Raw genomic sequence first — 21,895 nt, 5'->3', positions numbered from 1 at the left:
TGCGTCATATTATTGGAACCATTATTTTGAAATAGCCCAAATGATAATCCCCGTCACGAGTGTCGCAAAAAAACCCACACTTCCGGTAATCATGGCATTGGTCACCGTCCGTCGCAACCATAGGGTATTCTCTTGAATTTTATCTAAACTGACCGTTAAATTTTTTATGTCCTTATCCTGAAGTGCCTCGTTTCGCTCCAACTCATTCAGGCGTGTCGCTGATTCTTTTTGACTTTCCTCCACTCGCTCCACTCGGTCAACAATGTGCATTAAGGCATCTTCCACCTCATGTGTTTTCGGCTTCTCCATGAACGATACACCTCTTTTCTCTATCATTAATTACCTAATTTGACACATGTAGAATCATTAAAAAGATAAACGGCTCATTATTATATAATTCGAAAGACATGCTTTTTGACAGTTCGTCTACCTAACCTTTCCTCAATTCCATCAACACGAGCTATAATGAGGATGAAGCTTACCATTTTTGCAAAGCCTTTACTATTATTTTGGTAAAAACAAAGGCGGCTGTCAGGTATGGTGTACCAGTCAAGTGATCATGGCATGTAAGGAAACCATGTCTTGAACAGCGATTCTTAAGGGATATTCAAAAAAAGCCCTGCAAATGCTGAGCTTAAACGAGAGGCATTAATTAAACGTTTGATTAATCCTTAAACTCAAAAATGAGAGTGATCGATCTTGACCTATCCTGAAAGCAAAAAACCGAAACACAAAAAATAAGCTTCCCCATTATCGGAGAAACTCCAACCTTACCCGTATTCTGCTAAGCTTCCAAGCGGACTTGAACCGCTGACCCCTACCTTACCATGGTAGTGCTCTACCGACTGAGCTATGGAAGCAAAAAAATGGCTCCACAGGTAGGACTCGAACCTACGACCGATCGGTTAACAGCCGATTGCTCTACCACTGAGCTACTGTGGAACATTAGTTGCTTGGCAGCGTCCTACTCTCGCAGGGGCAAGGCCCCAACTACCATCGGCGCTGAAGAGCTTAACGACCGTGTTCGGCATGGGAACGGGTGTGGCCTCTTCGCTATCGCCACCAAACCATTCTACGTCAGATGATCGGCGAGCTTTTTTGTCAGCTACGCTTGTTCCTTCCTGTCACGTATGTTGATATACGTTCAGTTCGTCACTCGCTTGCTTCCGCAAATCTCTTGATCCTCTTTGTAGATAGTTACGGCTTCCGATCAACGTCGCATTTTGGTGTCATCTTCACTCCTCCAGATCCTCACGTACCGTGAGTACGCTCCGGTCTGTCGTCGCTCGATTCCTAAAACTGCTCGTTTCTCGAAACCCTTTTCTTTGGATGTAAGAGAATAATCTCTTGATCACGGCTTCCGATTAACGTCGCATCTTGCGATGTTGTATCGAAGCTTCTTTGGAGAACAAGATTCTCTCAAAACTAGATAATGGGACGCTTCTCGAGTTCGAGACGTTGCTTTTGATTTGTTTTTGGATAAGTCCTCGACCGATTAGTATCTGTCAGCTTCACGTGTCGCCACGCTTCCACACCAGACCTATCAACCTCATCATCTCTAAGGGGTCTTACTGGATTTACTCCATGGGAAATCTCATCTTGAGGGGGGCTTCATGCTTAGATGCTTTCAGCACTTATCCCGTCCACACGTAGCTACCCAGCGATGCTCCTGGCGGAACAACTGGTACACCAGCGGTGTGTCCATCCCGGTCCTCTCGTACTAAGGACAGCTCCTCTCAAATTTCCTACGCCCGCGACGGATAGGGACCGAACTGTCTCACGACGTTCTGAACCCAGCTCGCGTACCGCTTTAATGGGCGAACAGCCCAACCCTTGGGACCTACTTCAGCCCCAGGATGCGATGAGCCGACATCGAGGTGCCAAACCTCCCCGTCGATGTGAACTCTTGGGGGAGATAAGCCTGTTATCCCCAGGGTAGCTTTTATCCGTTGAGCGACGGCCCTTCCATACGGCACCGCCGGATCACTAAGCCCGACTTTCGTCCCTGCTCGACTTGTAGGTCTCGCAGTCAAGCTCCCTTTTGCCTTTGCACTCTACGAATGATTTCCAACCATTCTGAGGGAACCTTTGGGCGCCTCCGTTACTGTTTAGGAGGCGACCGCCCCAGTCAAACTGCCCACCTGACACTGTCCCTGAACCGGATCACGGTTCGAGGTTAGAATGTCAATACCGTCAGGGTAGTATCCCACCAGCGCCTCCACCGAAGCTAGCGCTCCGGCTTCCAAGGCTCCTACCTATCCTGTACAAACGGTACCAACATCCAATATCAAGCTACAGTAAAGCTCCATGGGGTCTTTCCGTCCTGTCGCGGGTAACCTGCATCTTCACAGGTACTATAATTTCACCGGGTCTCTCGTTGAGACAGTATCCAAGTCGTTACACCATTCGTGCGGGTCGGAACTTACCCGACAAGGAATTTCGCTACCTTAGGACCGTTATAGTTACGGCCGCCGTTTACTGGGGCTTCAATTCAGAGCTTCTCCCGAAGGGATAACCCCTCCTCTTAACCTTCCAGCACCGGGCAGGTGTCAGCCCCTATACTTCGCCTTGCGGCTTCGCAGAGACCTGTGTTTTTGCTAAACAGTCGCTTGGATCTTTTCACTGCGGCTCTCTCGGGCTTGCACCCTATCAGAGCACCCCTTCTCCCGAAGTTACGGGGTCATTTTGCCGAGTTCCTTAACGAGAGTTCTCCCGAGCGTCTTAGAATTCTCTTCTCGCCTACCTGTGTCGGTTTGCGGTACGGGCACCTCTCACCTCGCTAGAGGCTTTTCTTGGCAGTGTAGGATCAGGAACTTCGGTACTATCATTTCCCTCGCCATCACAGCTCAGCCTTCACGGAAAGCGGATTTGCCTACTTTCCAGCCTAACTGCTTGGACGCGCATCTCCATCAGCGCGCTTACCCTACCTTTCTGCGTCCCCCCATTGCTCAAACGGTGAGGAGGTGGTACAGGAATTTCCACCTGTTGTCCATCGCCTACGCCTTTCGGCCTCGGCTTAGGTCCCGACTAACCCTGAGCGGACGAGCCTTCCTCAGGAAACCTTGGGCTTTCGACGGAGGGGATTCTCACCCCTCTTTTCGCTACTCATACCGGCATTCTCACTTCTACGCGCTCCACCAGTCCTCTCGGTCTGACTTCGCTGCACGTAGAACGCTCCCCTACCACTCGCACCAACGGTGCGAATCCATAGCTTCGGTGATACGTTTAGCCCCGGTACATTTTCGGCGCAGAGTCACTCGACCAGTGAGCTATTACGCACTCTTTAAATGGTGGCTGCTTCTAAGCCAACATCCTGGTTGTCTGGGCAACTCCACATCCTTTTCCACTTAACGTATACTTTGGGACCTTAGCTGATGGTCTGGGCTGTTTCCCTCTTGACTACGGATCTTAGCACTCGCAGTCTGACTCCCGAGGATAAGTCATTGGCATTCGGAGTTTGACTGAATTCGGTAATCCGGTGGGGACCCCTAGTCCAATCAGTGCTCTACCTCCAAGACTCTTCCCTCGAGGCTAGCCCTAAAGCTATTTCGGGGAGAACCAGCTATTTCCGAGTTCGATTGGCATTTCACCCCTACCCACACCTCATCCCCGCATTTTTCAACATGCGTGGGTTCGGGCCTCCATTCAGTGTTACCTGAACTTCACCCTGGACATGGGTAGATCACACGGTTTCGGGTCTACGACGGCGTACTATTTCGCCCTATTCAGACTCGCTTTCGCTGCGGCTCCGCTTTTTCAGCTTAACCTTGCACGACATCGTAACTCGCCGGTTCATTCTACAAAAGGCACGCTGTCACCCGTTAATGGGCTCCAACTAGTTGTAGGCACACGGTTTCAGGATCTTTTTCACTCCCCTTCCGGGGTGCTTTTCACCTTTCCCTCACGGTACTGGTTCACTATCGGTCACTAGGGAGTATTTAGCCTTGGGAGATGGTCCTCCCAGCTTCCGACGGGGTTTCACGTGTCCCGCCGTACTCAGGATCCACTCTGGAGGAAACGAAGTTTCGGCTACAGGGTTGTTACCTTCTGTGACGGACCTTTCCAGGTCGCTTCACCTACTTCGTTTCTTTCTGACTCCGTATAGAGTGTCCTACAACCCCAAGAGGCAAGCCTCTTGGTTTGGGCTGTTCCCGTTTCGCTCGCCGCTACTCAGGAAATCGCATTTGCTTTCTCTTCCTCTGGGTACTTAGATGTTTCAGTTCCCCAGGTCTGCCTCCTCATACCCTATAGATTCAGGTATGGGTACCATCCCATTACGGATGGTGGGTTCCCCCATTCGGATATCCCCGGATCAAAGCTTACTTACAGCTCCCCGAGGCGTTTCGCCGTTCGTCGCGTCCTTCTTCGGCTCCTAGTGCCAAGGCATCCACCGTGCGCCCTTTCTAACTTAACCAAAATTTTGCTTCCGATTAGCGTCGGACCTCTTCGTCCACTGCGTTCTTCTCGGTCGGTCACGTATACAAATACGCTCCCTCACTCGAAAACGCGTGTCCTCGATCTCCTTGCTTCTCGTCGCAAAATACATGATTCATCAAAAGCGTCATGGAATTCTTGACGTCTCGTTCGTGAGTATTTTCCCTACAGGATGTAGGTTAAATACCCGGTGAACTCGATTTGCGTCATATAAGCTTCCAATGAGCATCGCGCTCATCTTCACTTACAATTTATCATTATCTAGTTTTCAAAGAACCATTTTGACGGCAGATCATCATCGCATCTCTTCGTCAGCTTCAGATTCTCGGTCATGTCACGTATACACATACGCTCCATTCCTCAAATCCTTGCTTCCTTGATCTACTTGATGCTCTTTGTCAATTCCATTAATTGAGAGCTTTGAGTTCTCTCAAAACTGAACAAAAGCTTCAAGCGTCCCTCCGCAGATGAAACTGCGAATGGTCGACTAGAGTTAAAAACTCCGTAGAAAGGAGGTGATCCAGCCGCACCTTCCGATACGGCTACCTTGTTACGACTTCACCCCAATCATCTGTCCCACCTTAGGCGGCTGGCTCCAAAAGGTTACCCCACCGACTTCGGGTGTTACAAACTCTCGTGGTGTGACGGGCGGTGTGTACAAGGCCCGGGAACGTATTCACCGCGGCATGCTGATCCGCGATTACTAGCAATTCCGGCTTCATGCAGGCGAGTTGCAGCCTGCAATCCGAACTGAGAATGGCTTTCTGGGATTGGCTTCACCTCGCGGCTTCGCAACCCTTTGTACCATCCATTGTAGCACGTGTGTAGCCCAGGTCATAAGGGGCATGATGATTTGACGTCATCCCCACCTTCCTCCGGTTTGTCACCGGCAGTCACCTTAGAGTGCCCAACTGAATGCTGGCAACTAAGGTCAAGGGTTGCGCTCGTTGCGGGACTTAACCCAACATCTCACGACACGAGCTGACGACAACCATGCACCACCTGTCACTTTGTCCCCCGAAGGGGAAAGCCCTATCTCTAGGGTGGTCAAAGGATGTCAAGACCTGGTAAGGTTCTTCGCGTTGCTTCGAATTAAACCACATGCTCCACTGCTTGTGCGGGCCCCCGTCAATTCCTTTGAGTTTCAACCTTGCGGTCGTACTCCCCAGGCGGAGTGCTTAATGTGTTAACTTCGGCACTAAGGGCATCGAAACCCCTAACACCTAGCACTCATCGTTTACGGCGTGGACTACCAGGGTATCTAATCCTGTTTGCTCCCCACGCTTTCGCGCCTCAGCGTCAGTTACAGACCAGAGAGTCGCCTTCGCCACTGGTGTTCCTCCACATCTCTACGCATTTCACCGCTACACGTGGAATTCCACTCTCCTCTTCTGTACTCAAGTCTCCCAGTTTCCAATGACCCTCCCCGGTTGAGCCGGGGGCTTTCACATCAGACTTAAGAGACCGCCTGCGCGCGCTTTACGCCCAATAATTCCGGACAACGCTTGCCACCTACGTATTACCGCGGCTGCTGGCACGTAGTTAGCCGTGGCTTTCTCGTTAGGTACCGTCAAGGTGCCGCCCTTTCGAACGGCACTTGTTCTTCCCTAACAACAGAGTTTTACGATCCGAAAACCTTCATCACTCACGCGGCGTTGCTCCGTCAGACTTTCGTCCATTGCGGAAGATTCCCTACTGCTGCCTCCCGTAGGAGTCTGGGCCGTGTCTCAGTCCCAGTGTGGCCGATCACCCTCTCAGGTCGGCTACGCATCGTCGCCTTGGTGAGCCGTTACCCCACCAACTAGCTAATGCGCCGCGGGCCCATCTGTAAGTGATAGCCGAAACCATCTTTCAAAAAAGAACCATGCAGTTCTTTTTATTATCCGGTATTAGCACCGATTTCTCGATGTTATCCCAGTCTTACAGGCAGGTTGCCCACGTGTTACTCACCCGTTCGCCGCTAACCTCCAGGAGCAAGCTCCCTTTGGTCCGCTCGACTTGCATGTATTAGGCACGCCGCCAGCGTTCGTCCTGAGCCAGGATCAAACTCTCCATAAAAGTTTGATATAGCTCATGTTTCACAGGATGTTGTTTCCTGCGACACTTCATATAATGAAGTAAATTGACGAGATACCTTGTATCTCTTTATTTCGCTTGGCTTTTGTTCAGTTTTCAAAGAACTATCTGACGTCGTCTTGCTGACGACTGTAAATTATACTATCAAAATCAAGGCACAACGTCAACAACTTTTTTCATAAACCAATTCGTTCCCTTGTTGTTTCCTTGTTTTTGAGCGCAAGAGATAATATAACACGGACGAATCTCTTCGTCAATACTAAAAATCATTTCCTTTTCGTTTATACCGTTTTAACATGTATCTCATTCTTTCATTTGGCGGGACGAAACGTTTATAGATGCCATACACGATTTGATATTTTTCTTCCATCGCTCGTTTCACAACTTCATCGATCCTAGGATCCGATAAATCAAGAAGCAGCTCCTCCATTTCTCTCTTTAATAAGTACTCTATCTCCTGTGCTTCTTTTTCATTAAAAAGACACCCTAGCATCGACAACACTCCTACCTATAATTAACTCACATACAATGATCATTCCTCTAACTAAATTCTTTTCTAATCTTTGGGTTTTTATTCATACCTTGTCCGTCTTTTCTATATACATGAATATAACCAAATCGATACAGGAGGCTAGAATGAGATGAAGTTCTTCTGGGTATTACGTGCAAAAAAGATAAAGCAATTAACCATCATTCTTCTCACTGCTTTTTTTTGCGCCAGTTTACTTTATTTAGAGCGCAGTCACCTTATGGTTTTTTCCACACCAGAAGGCCCCCAAGCGTTTCATAAAGCAGAAACGGACGAAAAAGTAGCAGCCCTCACCTTTAATATTAGTTGGGGGGAACAACGGGTAAAACCAATTATTGACGTATTACAGAGTAAAAAAGTAGAGGAAGCCACATTTTTCATCTCGGCCTCTTGGGCAGAAAGGCACCCTGAGCTAGTAGAGCTTATTCAAGAGGCGGGGTACCATATCGGTAGTCACGGATATCAATACAAAAGCTATACAACTTGGGAGGACGAAAAAATTCGTAAGGACCTAAGACAAAGCCAACAAGTCATTAGCTCGATTACCGGAGAAAAGCCGACTTTACTCAGGCCACCTAATGGAGATTTCGACAAACGTGTCTTAAACTTGGCAGAATCTTATGATTATACGGTTGTCCATTGGAGTATTAACTCACGAGACTACGAAAACCCGGGGGTCGATGCCATCGTTCGTCAAGTTGTTGACCATATCTCACCCGGTGATATCGTACTCATGCATGCGTCTGATTCAGCTAAACAAACTCATAAAGCACTGCCCATTATAATCGATCAACTAAAAGGAAAAGGATATCATTTTCGCTCGATCGAAGAGCTAATGGCTGACGCCCATCCAACCCATGATGAAATCAAATAACTTCAAACAAAAAGCCGAGCGACTAGACATCGCTCGACTTTTTTATTGTTGTTGTAATCGATGGAGAATTAAAATTTGCCAAGTGTTCGCTGCAATGAGAGGAGCGAAATATACCCAGAGCCATTTCGGATCATTGACGGTTAAAGCCGGTACCCACTCAATGGACGTGATCACAACCATAAAGAATAACGCAGGAATAAAGGCACCCTTATTCGTATCTTTTGCTTTCAAATAAGCGATAATCGCACCGTACACCAAAAGGGCTAGAGGCATCACCATGTAATGGAAAATTGTTTCCCCCTCTTGAGCAAAAGCAATATAACGTAAATAAATAAGATCAAAAACGACAAACGCAATCAGAATGACTTGAACCCAGTTCCAAAGCTTCACGGATTTGAATATCCCGAGGCCAAAACGATGCAAGGTTAGATAAGCGAAAAAACCCATCTGTGCTATTAAGCTAAACGCAGCACTAATCCCCGCGATCCAAATAATCCCTACAATTAAATTAGCCACACTTCCACTTGTATATAGGTCTAAATCCAAAAGCAACCCGACAATCGTACCGCTTAAACTACCAATAATTAACGTCGTAAAAAAAAGCTGAACAACTTTCCTCGTATTCACGTACGTTCCTCCACATCTACATACATTGCTGTCATTGATTGTATCAATCGCTCAGCAAAAAAGCCAGTCGTTGTCTCTAGACCATGCATAAAGTTCAAGAAAATGTCTCAAATTAATGACAAAATGAGTGAAAGGAGCAGAAATGATGAGAAAAGGGGCGCTGCTCATTTGCATTGCGTTATTGTCCATCATCATCGGCTGTGCACCTCAAGCACAGGGAGGGAATCAACCTCCTGATTACGAAAGTACAAAGAAAATGATGGTCGACATGTTGCAGACTGAAGAAGGAAAACAAGCCATACAAGAATTAATGGCAGACGAAGAAGTGCGGCGTACAGTTGTAATGGATAACGCCTTTGTAAAAAAAGCGATTCAAGATACATTGACCTCGGAAGCGGGTAAGCAGTTTTGGCAAGAAACGATGCAAGACCCTGAATTTGCGAAAACATTCGCAGAAAGCATGCAAGCAGAAAACGAAAAATTACTAAAAGGCCTTATGAAAGATCCCGAATATCAACAAATGATGGTTGAAGTGCTACAAAACCCTGAGATGGAGCAGATGTTCCTTGATTTGATGAAAACAAAAGAATATCGTCAGCAAGTAATGACAATCATGAACGAAGCGTTTGAGAGTCCTTATTTTATGGCAAAGCTAAACGAAATCTTCGTAAAAGTGGCAGAGGAACAAATGAAAAAACAACAAGAACAGCAACAACAGCAACAAGAAGGCGGTCAAGGAGATGCCGGTGGCGGCGGTGCTGGCGGTGGGGGCGGCGGCTCGTAAACCCCAACTCGTCAATTAGGAATAGTAACCTTTATTTCACGTAAGAAAGAGCCTCATTTTTACTTCTTTGAGGCTCTTTCTACTCTTTGTTACAAACGGTTCATGTTGTTTTATCAATGACTCGCTTGGCGATAGCCGTATAAATTTCCCCGATCGGATGGGTCGCTCCATAAACGGACGGAGCAAAATCGTCTTCATCGATTTCTGGCTGTCCAAGCGGAATGCGACCGAGAACTTCAGTCTTCAACTCTTCAGCCAGTCGTTCTCCCCCACCTTGGCCAAATACATACTCTTTTTCTCCTGTAATCTTGCTTTCAAAGTAGGCCATGTTTTCAACCACACCAATAATTTCGTGATGTGTTTTTAATGCCATAGCGCCTGCCCGTGCGGCCACGAACGCAGCAGTAGCATGAGGTGTTGTGACGAGAATTTCTTTCGAATGAGGGAGCATCGTATGAATGTCCAACGCTACGTCTCCAGTGCCAGGAGGCAAGTCCAAAATTAAGTAGTCTAAATCTCCCCACTCGACTTCAGCAAAAAAATTATTAAGCATTTTGCCGAGCATTGGGCCACGCCAAATGACCGGTGCATTATCTTCCACAAAAAACCCCATCGAGATGACTTTTACACCAAAGCGCTCCACCGGAAAAATTTGTTCACCAACCACTTTCGGACGCTCTTCAATCCCCATCATGTCAGGAACACTAAATCCATAAATGTCCGCATCGATGATACCAACCTTCTTCCCTAGACGGGCAAGAGTCGTGGCAAGGTTCACTGAAACTGTGGACTTACCTACCCCACCTTTACCGCTTGTCACGGCGATAAACGTTGTTGAAGTATTTGGATGAAGCAACGGTGGTCCATGAAATTCTTGCTTAGGGAGTCCTCCTAGCTTTTCAATCTCCGTCTCATCTAACTGATCAAAGCGGAGCCCTACCGACTCGGCCCCTTCACCTTTTAGTACGTTTACGATTTCTTGTTGAATCTCCATTTGCTCGCGAGTTCCCGTTTGGGCTAAAGCTACTTTTACGCTCACATTCGCACCTGAAATTTTCAGTTCCCGGATGCCTCCGGTCTCCACGATGCTTTTATTTAAATCTCGGTCTTTTACCCGATTAAGTGCAGCTAGTACCTTTTCCTCCGTCAACAACAAAGACACCATCCTTTTTCCAGTATACGCTTAGTATAGCATACGCCTAGTCCTGTTCGTGAATCCGTTTGCACTCGTTTATTGCTCAGGCGCATCTTCATTTGTGTAATAGCGCATGATCCCTTGATAGATGGATGCTGCAACTTTTTGTTGATAGTCTTCTGTCTCAAGCAATTCTGCTTCGGAAGGATTGGATAAAAAACCTGCTTCAACTAGCAACCCTGGAATTTCAGCATGTTTTAACAAAAAAACGTTATGAATTGGCTTTGCATAACGACTCGTATTTTCTAAATTGCGTTTCAGCTGGTCCTGGACAAACCGAGCTAAAGGTTCGTTCTCCGGAATCGCTCGATTGTAAAACGTTTGCGCCCCGCTCCAACGAGGCGAAGCAATCGCATTCAAATGGATGCTGACAAACATATCAGCTCCAGAACCATTGACAATTTCAACTCGCCGCTTTAAATCTTGAACCTTTCGCTGGCGAACCTTCGCAGTCGTCGCATCCGCTAAGTCACGATCTTCCTCCCGGGTCATTAACACGAGGGCCCCTGCTTCCTGGAGATAGTCGCGAAGTTCCAAGCTAACAGCGAGCGTAATGTCTTTTTCCAAGGCACCTGCCCTAGATGTCGCCCCGCCATCGATCCCTCCGTGTCCCGGATCAAGGATAATAACCTTTCCAGACAACGGAAGATTCCATGTGGAAGATGAATCATTGCTAATAAACTGATATTGGATAATGAAAAGGAGTGCAACAAGCCCTAGTGCAAACACTCCACCTTTTAACCACTTAATCATGATCATTCCCCCTCGTCCTATCGTTCCTATATATATTTGGACAAGTGGGAAAATATGTAGTGATTTTCTTAATGAAGGCGGAGTTTGTACCGTTTTGTCCCCTCTTCAAATCCTTTACGCCACCAATGATCGACAAAGGCTTGTGAAGCAACGTGGAGAGAATCGAGAATAAACTCGGAGTTTGTATACCAACCTTGAAGTAAATCGAAAACATAGTGAGACAGATCAGACAATTCCTCTTCGCATCGCACTTTCGCTTTCTCTGCCGGCTCCCCATAGTAGCCAAAACGGCCAAACTCGGCGCCAAGCAAATAGGCATCAATGGCCATATCGGTACAAGGGTCCATCAAAAACGGGTGGGTTAAAAAATGAAATGGAATAATGTCTTGAAAATGGGTCTGGATGTCTTTTTTTATTTGTTGCAATGTCAATTCACGAAGCATTTTCCGTTCAAACTTCCACTGTTTCTCCCGACGTTTTTGTGTAAATGTTGTAATAACCGTCATCGCTCCTCACACTCCCTTTTTTCTTTATTATCCAGAGGAACCGCGGGGCTCATGCAGTGGAAATCAAGACAGCTTTTGGACAAATTTCTTGTTCGGGAAGTTCGCTTTTCCGCGATCTTTTTTTCTATAAAGTAAAGTCATAAGAAAAAACCACCTGAAAAGCCAGATGGTTTAAGCACCTCTTTTTACAGCATAAGACTCGGTGATCCTTTTTTGCGATAGCCAAACTAAAAGCACGCTGCACACAAGCATCAAGCACCCACTAACGATAAAAGGAACGCCTAAAAGTTCGGTGACAACACCTGAAATGAACGAGCCAGCAACAACACCGAGAGAAAAGACAGCGTAAAAAATCCCATAGGCCTTCCCGCGATCTTCATCTTGAGACGCAGTTGACACCATTTGATTCATGGACGGAAAAACAAACGCAAACCCAATGCCATAAGTAACCATTAGGACTACCGCTAATGATAACGTGTGGATAAAGCTTAACAACATAAGGGATACTCCAATCAACCCTAATCCTAGTACGACCAATCGCCCAGGGTATAGTCGCTCATACACTTTGTTTAGCGGGGTAATAAAAATAAATAGCGCCGTTATGCCGTAAATGCTTAAAAGCATCCCCGTTGCGGCAGACGTTAAACCTAATTGGGTCACGAGTAGTGGTAATGCGAATGCAAGTGTTCCATTGCTGACCATTAAAGCAAATGCAGCAAGGCACGCTTGCATTAGACTTACGTTCTTCAGTAGCGGACCGACATGCCCCCAGGACACCCGTTGACGACTTGTGGCTTTTATCGATTCTGGGACAAACTTGATCGTTAATCCGACAGATAGGAAGAACAGGATCGCAACGAGAATAAACACGTACTCCGTCCGGGATTGAGCGGCTAAAATCCCACCTATAGCCGGCCCCGTAATGGCGGCAATCCCGATGGAGGCCCCAGCAAACGCCATCGGCTTTCGGCTCTGTCTTGCCTTTGCTTGGTCACCAATTAAGGCAAACGCGGCTGGGATTAAAACACCACCGGCTAGCCCGTGCAATAATCGGGCGAAGAATAACTGACCTCCTGTTTGAGCAAGGGAGTAAAGTAAAAGCACGCCCCCCACTGCCAGCATCCCCATGTAAAGCATTCGTTTGCGTCCGAAGCGATCAACCCAGTGCCCACCGATGATATTGCCCACCATATTCGCTAAGGAATAAATCGCCACAATACCACCGACTAACGTTTCTGATGCTCCTAGACTTAGGGCATAAGGGGTGATAATCGGCAGTTGGATAAATGTATCAATAAACGCAACGACTAAAATAATATAAATGAATTTCGTCATCATAAATCCCCTCTTTTTTACATTATAACGTAAAATCAACCCAATCGAAGTCGTTAGATTTTGTGAACAAATGTGGGGATGAATCATAACGATAAAAGGAGCTGCATCGACGGGCAGCTCCATCCACTATTTCATTAACGCGTATACGTAAACCATTCAGTCGTATATTGGGGTCCGAGCTTTTCATACGTGAAGCTATATTCAAGTACATCGCCGCTCGATAAATTCTCGACAACCCGCTCCCATTCTCCGTTCCGTTCGGTCATCCGATAATTGAGTTGTTGACCATTGTTCACTTTTAAATGTACATCCACATACCGTGCTTCTGTTGTCGGCGCAAAAAAGATCGTCACTTCATTACCTGTAATCCCTCTAATTCCTGCTGTGTAATCAGGGTGTGTATGCGAATCGCCATTCCCTTGACCGTTTGCTCGGAAAACAAACCAGTTCACATTCATTAAGTCATACTCGTGACTCCCTTTAAACACTAAATATACATCGTAGGTACCAGGTTGAATTTGCACATTTCCTGTCACCGTCTGCCACTCCTGCCACCCGCCGGTATTCGGTACCTGTACGGCTCCTAAGAGCGTTCCTGTTGGGCTTCCTGTGCGTATTTCAATCCTTCCTCCCGGTGTATCACTAGCTACGCGAACTTCAATAGAGGAAGCGCCCCGTTCGAAATGAACGCGCTCATACTTGACCCAATCACCATCGTTAATCCAACCGATGTTGTCTCCGCCACCGTCATCGTCCGTCCCTTCTGTCCGAATGCCGCTCATCGAATCATACGCCTCCGCCTGAATTCGCTCGTAAGGATTTTTCAAATCTGGCTCTGAAGGATCTGGGTTTGTGGGGCCGTCCCCGTTGCCAATATTAAAGCTATGTGGCTCCACTTGAATGGAATGTCCATCGGAAAATTGGACCGTGATTGGAGAGTCAGAAAAGTTATAGGCAATATACGTTCGAATACCATTTTTATTAAAGACGGCGTAAATCGGGTGATTGGCCGTTACCGTTGGGTCCACTCGTCCAAGTTCAGCTAAATTGTGATTCCAATGATACGTCTGTGCTTTCGTGCTACCACGCTCAATAATTTTTTCATTTCCTGGGTCAAACAAGCCGTAGTCATCGATCGAAGCTTCCATTTGTTGAAGAGCATCGTCTGGATTGGTAAAAGCTCGGTACATCCAAACGAGATTTGACCATAAGTTCCAGTCGGTGGAACCGATATCTCGCCGAAGCGCTTCGTAGGCCCGGTCGACATAGTCAGGGTGGTGTCCAAGATACAGCGAACCACCATGGAACGGCAACCAGTTAATCGCATATTTTTCCACCTTTCCTGAATTCCACCACGTAGCATGATCCATTTTTCCGCCCCAGTTAATCGTTACAATTTCAGGTCCATATTCCTCAGGGAAAATCTCTTGATGAACATCAAAGAAGTATTCATTGATCGCGCTCATCTCGGTCGTGTACAAGTAAATCGCTCGGTCTCTGAGCGCCTTATTCCCTGTGGCTTCCGCCCATAGGATAACATTTGTCCAAGCGTGCATCGCTTCCGAGGAAGATTCCTGATTGTTCCCCGCATCAAAGGTAGCAAGCCCGTCCGCCCACGAATTCCCCGAGTACGGGTCAAACATTCTTAAGTATGGAAACAAATCATCGTCTCGATCGGCCATAAAGTCGCGGATGAGTAAATCGATCATCCCACCCCAATTTTCGCTTTTCGCCCACTCTTGGTCTGCGCGGGCAATTTCGGCTGCAGCTTTGACAAAGTATCCGTAATGGAAATGATGGTCATTGATTCGCGTCGCAGAACTGTGAGCCGCGTGATAGCCTAAAATCGTTCCCCAATTTTCGTTGTAATAAAAAAGATTTTTCCCTTTTAGTTGACCACTAGCATTCGTCGCCTGTAACCAATCCTCTAAAATGTCTTTTAGCTCTCCGCGAAACTGTTCCGCTAATTCATACTCGCCCATTTGATCAGCAATTGGCGCAAGAGTAGCAAGCTTTCCTATATATTTTCCTAGCTCATACGTATCCGAACCGGTTGGGTAATCAGATGTAGCATCATGAAGATAACCGATCAATCGCTCCCGATCGTAATCACCTAAATCCGGCAAGGAAGGGAGCACACCCGGATAGGTTAATTCGGTCGTGAAGCGCTTACCTTCTAGTCCAATCATCGTGCCGCGGATGATCTTGTACTGGTAGTTCTGAAGTAGCTGGTTCTCAGAGGATGAAGCCAAGTGGCGATATTGATGTGGATATAATGCAAAGATCGTACCGTCGGGCGCTCCTTGCACCTTTGCCTCTGTTGTGACCTCAAATGTGGTCGTTACTGTTCCCGTCGCTTCGTCATATGTCCAGTCAGCTACGGCGTCTCGAACGACAGAGTACGCATACTGCTCAAACTTCGCTAGCATGTTTCCGTCCTTTTCCGGGAGCTTCGCAATGGCGATATAATTGGCATTGTTCGTAAGCGTTCTTGAACCGATACCAGACCAGTTTTGTCCAGGGGGAGCAAATGCCGCATAATGCTTATGATCATGGGTCGAGAAGCCAATGACATGACCGTTCATTTCCCATACATCTGGGGCAATATCAAAGTCTAAAACAGCACTTCCTCCTTCATATTCGACAAAAATGTACGGAGATCCGACCCCGTATGTAACGGCCATTTGTTGAGCGCCATTTTCAAGTAGCCCTCGCACATACCAATCGTTATAGTCGTCGACGACAGCCTGCTCAAAATTGGCTGTTCCAGAATGTTTAATGATAAAGTCCGTTCCAATCGCGCCATGAATGTGCCACGTTCCTGCTTCACGGTTTTCATGGACGACCATATTGTGCGGGGCATCATAGAATACATGTAACCCCTCTGGCCGATGGCGAACACTAAACGGGTGAGGATATTGATTCATCGAAAACCGGTCAACTGCTAACGATCCCCACCATGAATTGGTTTGCATCGGTCCTGTTACACGATCTGAGCGATAAATGGTTGCAGGCGGCTCCCCCTGCTGACCCCGAAAGCCCGGATCATTAATTCCGCCAAAATCAATTTCCGGAAACTCGGTCGCATAGCTTCCTTTCCCGACGCTCACCGCATGAGAGGAGGCCGAAGCTCCTGTTGGAAACAACAATATGATCACCACCAATGCGAAAAGTAACTGAACGTTTTTCCCCTTCATTTCCATCCCCCTCTTTTAAAAATATACGTATCCTTCTTACCACTCCAACAAGTAAAGCGCTTTCGGAAATAACAAAGAAAACCTCCTCAAAGGCTACGATAGTCGACCAAATGTTGGTCACCTCTCTTTTACTAACACTGGCCAATCCCCACTCCTTTCTCGGCTCAAATACATCCTTCACAAAAATCAACGATTGAAAGCGCTTTCGTCTGTTTATATTGCCAATCTACCTTTTTTCAGAAAATGTGTCAACGAAAAATGCCTTTTATTTTGAATATTACGTAAAATTTAGTCGAATGGCCTAAGAAAAATACGAGGAAAGACTTACAATCCGAATAGCCACGAAATCGCCAAAAACAGGAAGAAAAAAACGCAGCTCTAAAAAAACGATTTAGGTGTACAGTGGCTATACATACGAGCAGATCATCAACCACCTAAACGCTAACTATCGCGAACTTCTTCGCTATTGCGATGTATTAGTTGATGGGAAATACGAGCAGAGTTCACGAGATTTAAGCTTGCTGTATAGAGGAAGCTTAAATCAACGAATCATTAACTTACATGAGGCAATCCCCCATTACGTTTAACGTAAAGCAACCTCTTCATGTTCAAAATGTGATATCCATCACAATCTATTTAAGCGAAACACGCTACAGTAATGGTATCACCGATGTTAAGGAGGATGGGAATGAACATTCAACGGAAAATGAAGACGGGAGATATTGTGACACAATTTCCGAAAGCGAACCAGCTGTTTAAAAAGTACCGAATTGATTTTTGTTGCAGCGGAAATCAACCGATTGCAGATGCCATTCAACAGCTGAATTTGGATGAGGGCAAAGTACTGTCCGAGTTGCAATCCCTTTATGATGCGTCTATCGCCATGCAAAATAAGGAGGTGGACTGGACTCAAGCGGAATACTCAGAGTTAATCGATTATATCGTCCAAGCACATCACGCCTACCTATACGAAACATTGCCTGAGCTGTCCCAATTTATCACAAAGGTTTACCGGGTTCACGGCCACCATCGTCCTGAGCTCTCCGAAGTACATCACTTATTTCACAAGTTAAAGGCAGAATTAGAACACCATCTAATTCAAGAGGAGGAGCACATTTTTCCGAAAATAAAAGCCTTTGATCAGTCGGCGTCTTTGCTCGATTTAGAAAACGCGACCCAAGCGATTGATCAATTAGAAAAAGAGCATGAAACTTGCGGCCACCTATTGAAAGAGCTTCGGCACGTAACGGACGATTATACACCTCCGGAAGGGGCTTGCATGACATATCAGTTAACGTATCGTAAGCTGGATGAGCTAGAAACGGATCTGTTTCGGCACATTCATTTAGAAAATCATATCTTGTTTCCACGATTGCTCGCGGAGTAAGAGAAAACGAGAGGCTAGGACATACAGTTAGTGACAGGTGTTTTTATAAGGAGTTGTTTGTTTCAAAATCACTTGCCGCGGGCAAGGTTTCAGCTAATCGGGGGAAACCGCCCCGATGGATCTTCAGCTCTTGCTTTTCCCGCAGGCGTCTCGTGATTTTGACCATCAACTTGGAAACGTCCATCGAGTTATGCGTAAACACAAAAAGGTACTTTGACCGTATTCGTATGATGTGGCTAGCTCAACGGCATGAGCCTCGTTTCCGAACCATTAAATCGGTTCCGTGTTCATCCCGAGTTTGACCTTTTGGCTAGTTTTGTCCCATCCTTTTCGTTTACTCAATTTTTAGAGCCGTTTTACTTGATTGAGATCATGAATCATAATCCCGCTGCGATCAATTGAAAGCAAGTTGTTCTTTTTCATTTCATTGAGGGTGCGATTAATCGTTCCCTAGAGGTACCAATAAGGTTGGCAAAATCCTGATTCGTAATCGGCAGTTGGATGTAAACACCGTCTCCTTTTTTCACTCCGCGCTCCGCCGCAAGATTGATTAATGCGTGCGCTAGCCTATGCTGAACGTCCTTTGAGATGAAAGATTGAATTCGTTCCTGCAGTTCTATGATCTTGCTACCCATGATTTGCATCAGTTTCATCGTTAGCTGTGGATCATGGCGAAGCAGCTCGTCAAAATCATCCACCCGGATCACGACTAATTCCGTATGTTGTAGCACCTCAACCGTTACGGGATAGGGTGAGCGGTCGAAAAAGCCGACATGGGGGAGCATCTCCCCATCCCGGAGCAGAGAAATCACTTGTTCGTTCCCCGCTTCATCGATCTTGTAGGCTTTCACCAACCCCGATTGAATAAAAAAGACCGCCTCCCGTTCCTCCCTTCCATCAACACAAAGGCCTTCGGCTCATAGGATCGCTTCATCGCGATTCGAGTCAACCGCTCAAACTCGTCATCGGTCATCTCTTGGAATATTGGAAACTGCTTTAGAAATTCCATCGGCTTCCTTCATCCTTCTCTATGCTTCTTTCTCTCAACCATACACGAGTTGATGAGACTCCTGGCAGATTAGATAGCGGGTAATGTTCATAAGGCGCATGATACGATAAAATTTACTAGGTAGAGTCATTATAAAAATTGCAAAGATAATAAAAACAAAAAAGATATGTAAAAGAAGGTACGGTACTATGAGGCAAATCAAATTAGGATCTTGGACAATTTTGTTCGATAAAAGTAAAACTCAAAAATTTTATGAGAATGATCGTTTGATCACTGAAAGTTGTGAATGTGACTATTGCGCTAATTATGTTCTAGCTTGTGAAAATCTTCCCTATGAGCTTAAAGGGCTCTTCTTAACTTTCGGGATTGACCCTCGTAAAGAGGGAGAGATCTCTCATTATATGGAGAATAAAGATGGGACACATTTTTATGGTGCCTTCTATCATTTTGTCGGTAAAATTATTAAAAGTCCCAAACAATGGGAAGCTGACAGTGGAGTGGCATATCCCATCTTTACAAAGGATAAAGGGCTAGAAATATCTTTCAGCGAAGATTTATACCTTGTACCTAATGGGTTTCCTACACCCACTGTTCAGTTAGATATACAACTAAATGTTCCATGGTTATTAAGCTAGCGGAGGCTCTGGTTTCAGAAAAACCTCCATTTCAAATAGGGGTTGATTAATCGTACTATGCTCCACTATTTTTTCACAATGATCGCCGCCGCTATCGCAGATAATCCAACAACAATTGCAAGTGGAGTGGCACGCGCAACTAACGCTTCTGCTATGTACCCCTGCTGGTAGACAACCATTAAAGAAATCGACGCCACTAATAATATAGAAAAGATCAACCATTTCACGATTTGTTCTAAAAGTTCCTGAATCCTCTCCATCATATCTCCTCTACTTTCTTACCGATAGTTCCTACTACAAGTCCGACCATCCATTCATTACTTTAACCTACAATGGCTTTGAGCATGTTTCGTTTTTCTTTCTGTGTAACCTGTAGCATAGACTCCTCTTTTCATGAGCTCGAAAATTCTTCCCATCCCTGTGATGTATTTCACAATACCCCTGATTGACTTTTTGTAAGATGAAACTGTTTACAGCTACCGTTACTTTCTCTATTGAAAGGAGTCCAATTACGATGATTGATCGACAAAAACGACAATTACCTCTTCAATCGTTTAGTTTAGTCGTCGGGTTTATGGTGTGGGTGTTGATTTCGGCGTTAATGCCTCATATTCGCCAAGACATTGAGCTGACCGACAGCCAGATTGCATGGGTGACGGCTATCCCTGTCGTTCTCGGTTCCCTTCTTCGCATTCCCTTAGGGTATTACACGAACAAATTCGGTGCTCGATTAACGTTCATGACGAGTTTCCTCTTGCTTCTATTTCCCGTCTTTTGGCTCAGTGTGGCTAGTTCATTGGTAGATTTACTAATCGGTGGTTTTTTTCTCGGAATTGGCGGAGCTGTTTTTTCGATCGGGGTGACGTCCCTGCCAAAATACTATCCAAAAGAGAAGCACGGCTTTGTGAATGGGGTTTACGGTGTTGGCAACATTGGAACCGCAATTACCACCTTTTCAGCGCCTATTTTAGCGCAAACGTTCGGATGGGAACAAACCATTCGTATCTATCTTGTCCTCCTCGCCGCTTTTGCGCTGTTCAACTTTCTTTTAGGTGATCGGCATGAAGCGAAGGTGGACGCCCCTATGAAGGAGCAAATGAAAGCAGTGTATCGGAATCGGCTTTTGTGGTTTTTCAGCTTATTTTACTTTATCACATTCGGCGCCTTTGTTGCCTTTACGATCTATTTGCCAAACTTTCTCGTCAACCATTATGGGCTCACTCCGGTGGATTCTGGGCTTCGCACCGCAGGGTTTATCGCGCTGGCCACCTTCATCCGGCCTGTCGGAGGTTGGCTGGCGGACAGGATGAACCCCCTGATTTTGTTAATGTATGTTTTCGCTGGGTTTACTCTCTCTAGTATTGTATTGGCCTTTTCGCCAGGGATCGAAATGTATACAGTCGGTGTGCTAACGGTTGCGGTATGTGCGGGAGTTGGAAATGGGACGATATTTAAGCTCGTTCCTCTCTATTTCTCGCAGCAAGCGGGAATCGTCAATGGCATTGTCGCAGCTATGGGCGGGCTCGGAGGATTTTTCCCTCCGCTCATTTTAGCGATGGTGTATCAAGCAACAGGACAGTATGCCATCGGGTTTATGGCCCTCTCAGAAGTGGCCCTTGCTAGCTTTGTCCTTGTCGTCTGGATGTACTTTCAAGACTTACGAAACACGGGCAACGTTTTAAACAAGTCGATGTAAATTGAGCCTGGGCACATACGCTCAGGCTCCTTTTATCGTAACACGTTCACCGGATTGTTCGTTTTACCAAGCCCCAAGCCGCAATTTAAACGATAAAATAAAATTACTTCCACATGATTTTTTTAAAGGGGTGGCGCATAATGAATGTCCCGGTTCGATCTTCTGATAAAGACTTGCTTTCCGATGACCTCCATCATTTACTTCAACAGCTTAGTACACGAAAGAAAATCTGGAAAGATACGTATCTATTTCAAGAGGGAATGGAAGCTGAGGAGCTTTATCTCATTCAGTCCGGCCTTGTGCAAATCGAAAAACTAACCGCCGATGGAAAAGAAATGACGTTGCGCATGTGCAAGGCAAATGATATCGTCGGCGAGCTTACGCTTTTTTCAGAAGAAGCAAAATATATGCTTAGCGCGAAGGTTCTTTCTGACGGCGAAGTGTTGGTCATTAATAAAAACAAGCTCGAAAAAGAACTCGTGGAAAATGGCGCATTGACGTTTGAATTCATGAAATGGATGAGCACCCATTTACGAAAAATCCAATCGAAAATTCGCGACCTTCTCCTTAATGGAAAAAAAGGCGCACTCTACTCAACCCTCATCCGCCTTGCAAACAGCTACGGCATTCAACGAGTTGATGGAATTCTCATTAACATCGTCCTCACAAATCAGGAATTGGCGAATTTTTGTGCGGCCGCTAGAGAAAGTGTGAACCGGATGCTCGGTGAGTTACGGAAGCTAGGTGTCATCTCTATAGAACCTTCTGGGAAAATTGTGATTCATGAACTCGATTTTTTAAAAAACGAAATTGATTGCGAAAATTGTCCGATTGACATTTGTAACATCGATTAGTTGG

18 protein-coding genes, 2 tRNA genes and 3 rRNA genes are annotated in these 21,895 nt (G+C 46.0%); 7 read left to right on the top strand and 16 right to left on the bottom strand.

Going from position 1 to position 21,895, the window contains the following annotated elements; translation table 11 throughout:
* Positions 1-21 precede the first annotated feature (21 nt).
* The 7 genes from FED51_RS01465 to FED51_RS01435 form a co-directional block, all read right to left on the bottom strand.
* The gene (locus FED51_RS01465) at positions 22-309 is read right to left on the bottom strand and encodes a hemolysin XhlA family protein (RefSeq protein WP_053432087.1); all 288 of its coding nucleotides are present in this window, start codon (positions 307-309) and stop codon (positions 22-24) included.
* Positions 310-787: 478 nt separating this feature from the next.
* A tRNA-Thr gene (locus tag FED51_RS01460) sits at positions 788-860 on the bottom strand.
* 7 nt (positions 861-867) lie between these two features.
* A tRNA-Asn gene (locus tag FED51_RS01455) sits at positions 868-942 on the bottom strand.
* Between the two features lie 9 nt (positions 943-951).
* Positions 952-1,067, bottom strand: a 5S ribosomal RNA gene (gene rrf / locus FED51_RS01450).
* A 408-nt stretch (positions 1,068-1,475) separates the two neighbouring features.
* Positions 1,476-4,414, bottom strand: a 23S ribosomal RNA gene (locus FED51_RS01445).
* 528 nt (positions 4,415-4,942) lie between these two features.
* Positions 4,943-6,492: ribosomal RNA gene (locus tag FED51_RS01440) — 16S ribosomal RNA — on the bottom strand.
* The 16S, 23S and 5S rRNA genes sit together here with 2 tRNA genes alongside, the layout of an rRNA operon.
* A 277-nt stretch (positions 6,493-6,769) precedes the next feature.
* Entirely contained in the window at positions 6,770-7,003 is a 234-nt protein-coding gene (locus tag FED51_RS01435; protein ID WP_010896426.1) for a hypothetical protein, read from the bottom strand.
* Positions 7,004-7,151: 148 nt separating this feature from the next.
* Here FED51_RS01435 and pdaB point away from each other — a divergent pair, with 148 nt between their 5' ends.
* Complete coding sequence (gene pdaB / locus FED51_RS01430) at positions 7,152-7,913, top strand: polysaccharide deacetylase family sporulation protein PdaB (RefSeq protein ID WP_053432086.1); 762 nt, start codon at positions 7,152-7,154, stop codon at positions 7,911-7,913.
* Between the two features lie 42 nt (positions 7,914-7,955).
* On the opposite strand, the gene FED51_RS01425 is transcribed toward pdaB, so the two are convergent.
* Positions 7,956-8,540 (bottom strand): KinB-signaling pathway activation protein, encoded by a 585-nt coding sequence (locus FED51_RS01425; RefSeq protein WP_010896424.1) that lies wholly within the window; start codon positions 8,538-8,540, stop codon positions 7,956-7,958.
* 145 nt (positions 8,541-8,685) lie between these two features.
* On the opposite strand from FED51_RS01425, the gene gerD reads away from it, so the two are divergent.
* A complete protein-coding gene (gene gerD / locus FED51_RS01420) occupies positions 8,686-9,324 on the top strand; it encodes a spore germination lipoprotein GerD (RefSeq protein ID WP_053432085.1) in 639 nt (212 codons plus the stop codon).
* Between the two features lie 100 nt (positions 9,325-9,424).
* Here gerD and FED51_RS01415 read toward each other — a convergent pair whose 3' ends face one another.
* The 5 genes from FED51_RS01415 to FED51_RS01395 all read right to left on the bottom strand — a co-directional run bounded on the left by FED51_RS01415 (position 9,425) and on the right by FED51_RS01395 (position 16,310).
* The gene (locus tag FED51_RS01415) at positions 9,425-10,477 is read right to left on the bottom strand and encodes an Mrp/NBP35 family ATP-binding protein (protein ID WP_010896422.1); all 1,053 of its coding nucleotides are present in this window, start codon (positions 10,475-10,477) and stop codon (positions 9,425-9,427) included.
* Positions 10,478-10,555: 78 nt separating this feature from the next.
* A complete protein-coding gene (gene cwlD / locus FED51_RS01410; RefSeq protein WP_053432084.1) occupies positions 10,556-11,272 on the bottom strand; it encodes an N-acetylmuramoyl-L-alanine amidase CwlD in 717 nt (238 codons plus the stop codon).
* Between the two features lie 68 nt (positions 11,273-11,340).
* Positions 11,341-11,778: a YbaK family protein gene (locus FED51_RS01405; RefSeq protein ID WP_010896420.1), complete on the bottom strand. Its 438-nt coding sequence runs from the start codon at positions 11,776-11,778 to the stop codon at positions 11,341-11,343.
* Positions 11,779-11,949: 171 nt separating this feature from the next.
* Positions 11,950-13,116: an MFS transporter gene (locus FED51_RS01400; protein ID WP_233443875.1), complete on the bottom strand. Its 1,167-nt coding sequence runs from the start codon at positions 13,114-13,116 to the stop codon at positions 11,950-11,952.
* A gap of 131 nt (positions 13,117-13,247) precedes the next feature.
* The gene (locus FED51_RS01395) at positions 13,248-16,310 is read right to left on the bottom strand and encodes a glycosyl hydrolase (RefSeq protein ID WP_053432082.1); all 3,063 of its coding nucleotides are present in this window, start codon (positions 16,308-16,310) and stop codon (positions 13,248-13,250) included.
* A gap of 395 nt (positions 16,311-16,705) precedes the next feature.
* Here FED51_RS01395 and FED51_RS01390 point away from each other — a divergent pair, with 395 nt between their 5' ends.
* Entirely contained in the window at positions 16,706-16,897 is a 192-nt protein-coding gene (locus tag FED51_RS01390; protein WP_233443874.1) for a 4Fe-4S cluster-binding domain-containing protein, read from the top strand.
* Between the two features lie 101 nt (positions 16,898-16,998).
* Positions 16,999-17,697 (top strand): iron-sulfur cluster repair di-iron protein, encoded by a 699-nt coding sequence (gene ric, locus FED51_RS01385; protein WP_233443873.1) that lies wholly within the window; start codon positions 16,999-17,001, stop codon positions 17,695-17,697.
* Between the two features lie 419 nt (positions 17,698-18,116).
* Here the strand turns inward: ric and FED51_RS01380 are convergent, their stop codons facing one another.
* Positions 18,117-18,548 carry a Crp/Fnr family transcriptional regulator gene (locus tag FED51_RS01380; protein WP_233443872.1) on the bottom strand — a complete coding sequence of 144 codons (432 nt, stop codon included), beginning with the start codon at positions 18,546-18,548 and terminating at the stop codon, positions 18,117-18,119.
* Positions 18,545-18,706 carry a hypothetical protein gene (locus FED51_RS21290; protein WP_233443871.1) on the bottom strand — a complete coding sequence of 54 codons (162 nt, stop codon included), beginning with the start codon at positions 18,704-18,706 and terminating at the stop codon, positions 18,545-18,547. The genes FED51_RS01380 and FED51_RS21290 overlap by 4 nt, the downstream gene beginning before the upstream one ends.
* Positions 18,707-18,894: 188 nt before the next feature.
* Between FED51_RS21290 and FED51_RS01375 the strand changes: the two genes are divergently transcribed.
* Complete coding sequence (locus FED51_RS01375; protein WP_053432080.1) at positions 18,895-19,341, top strand: hypothetical protein; 447 nt, start codon at positions 18,895-18,897, stop codon at positions 19,339-19,341.
* Between the two features lie 65 nt (positions 19,342-19,406).
* Here FED51_RS01375 and FED51_RS01370 read toward each other — a convergent pair whose 3' ends face one another.
* Positions 19,407-19,601, bottom strand: a complete 195-nt coding sequence (locus tag FED51_RS01370; protein ID WP_053432079.1) for a hypothetical protein — start codon at positions 19,599-19,601, stop codon at positions 19,407-19,409.
* Positions 19,602-19,855: 254 nt separating this feature from the next.
* Between FED51_RS01370 and FED51_RS01365 the strand changes: the two genes are divergently transcribed.
* The gene (locus tag FED51_RS01365) at positions 19,856-21,037 is read left to right on the top strand and encodes a nitrate/nitrite transporter (RefSeq protein WP_053432078.1); all 1,182 of its coding nucleotides are present in this window, start codon (positions 19,856-19,858) and stop codon (positions 21,035-21,037) included.
* Between the two features lie 140 nt (positions 21,038-21,177).
* On the top strand, positions 21,178-21,891 hold the full coding sequence (locus FED51_RS01360; RefSeq protein WP_053432077.1) for a fumarate/nitrate reduction transcriptional regulator Fnr: 714 nt from the start codon (positions 21,178-21,180) through the stop codon (positions 21,889-21,891).
* Positions 21,892-21,895: the final 4 nt, after the last annotated feature.

This window comes from Halalkalibacterium halodurans (assembly GCF_005671335.1).
GTDB lineage: Bacteria > Bacillota > Bacilli > Bacillales > Bacillaceae_D > Halalkalibacterium > Halalkalibacterium halodurans.
The sequence above is the reverse complement of the archived record's forward strand: the minus strand, read 5'-3'. Positions and strand labels throughout refer to the sequence as shown.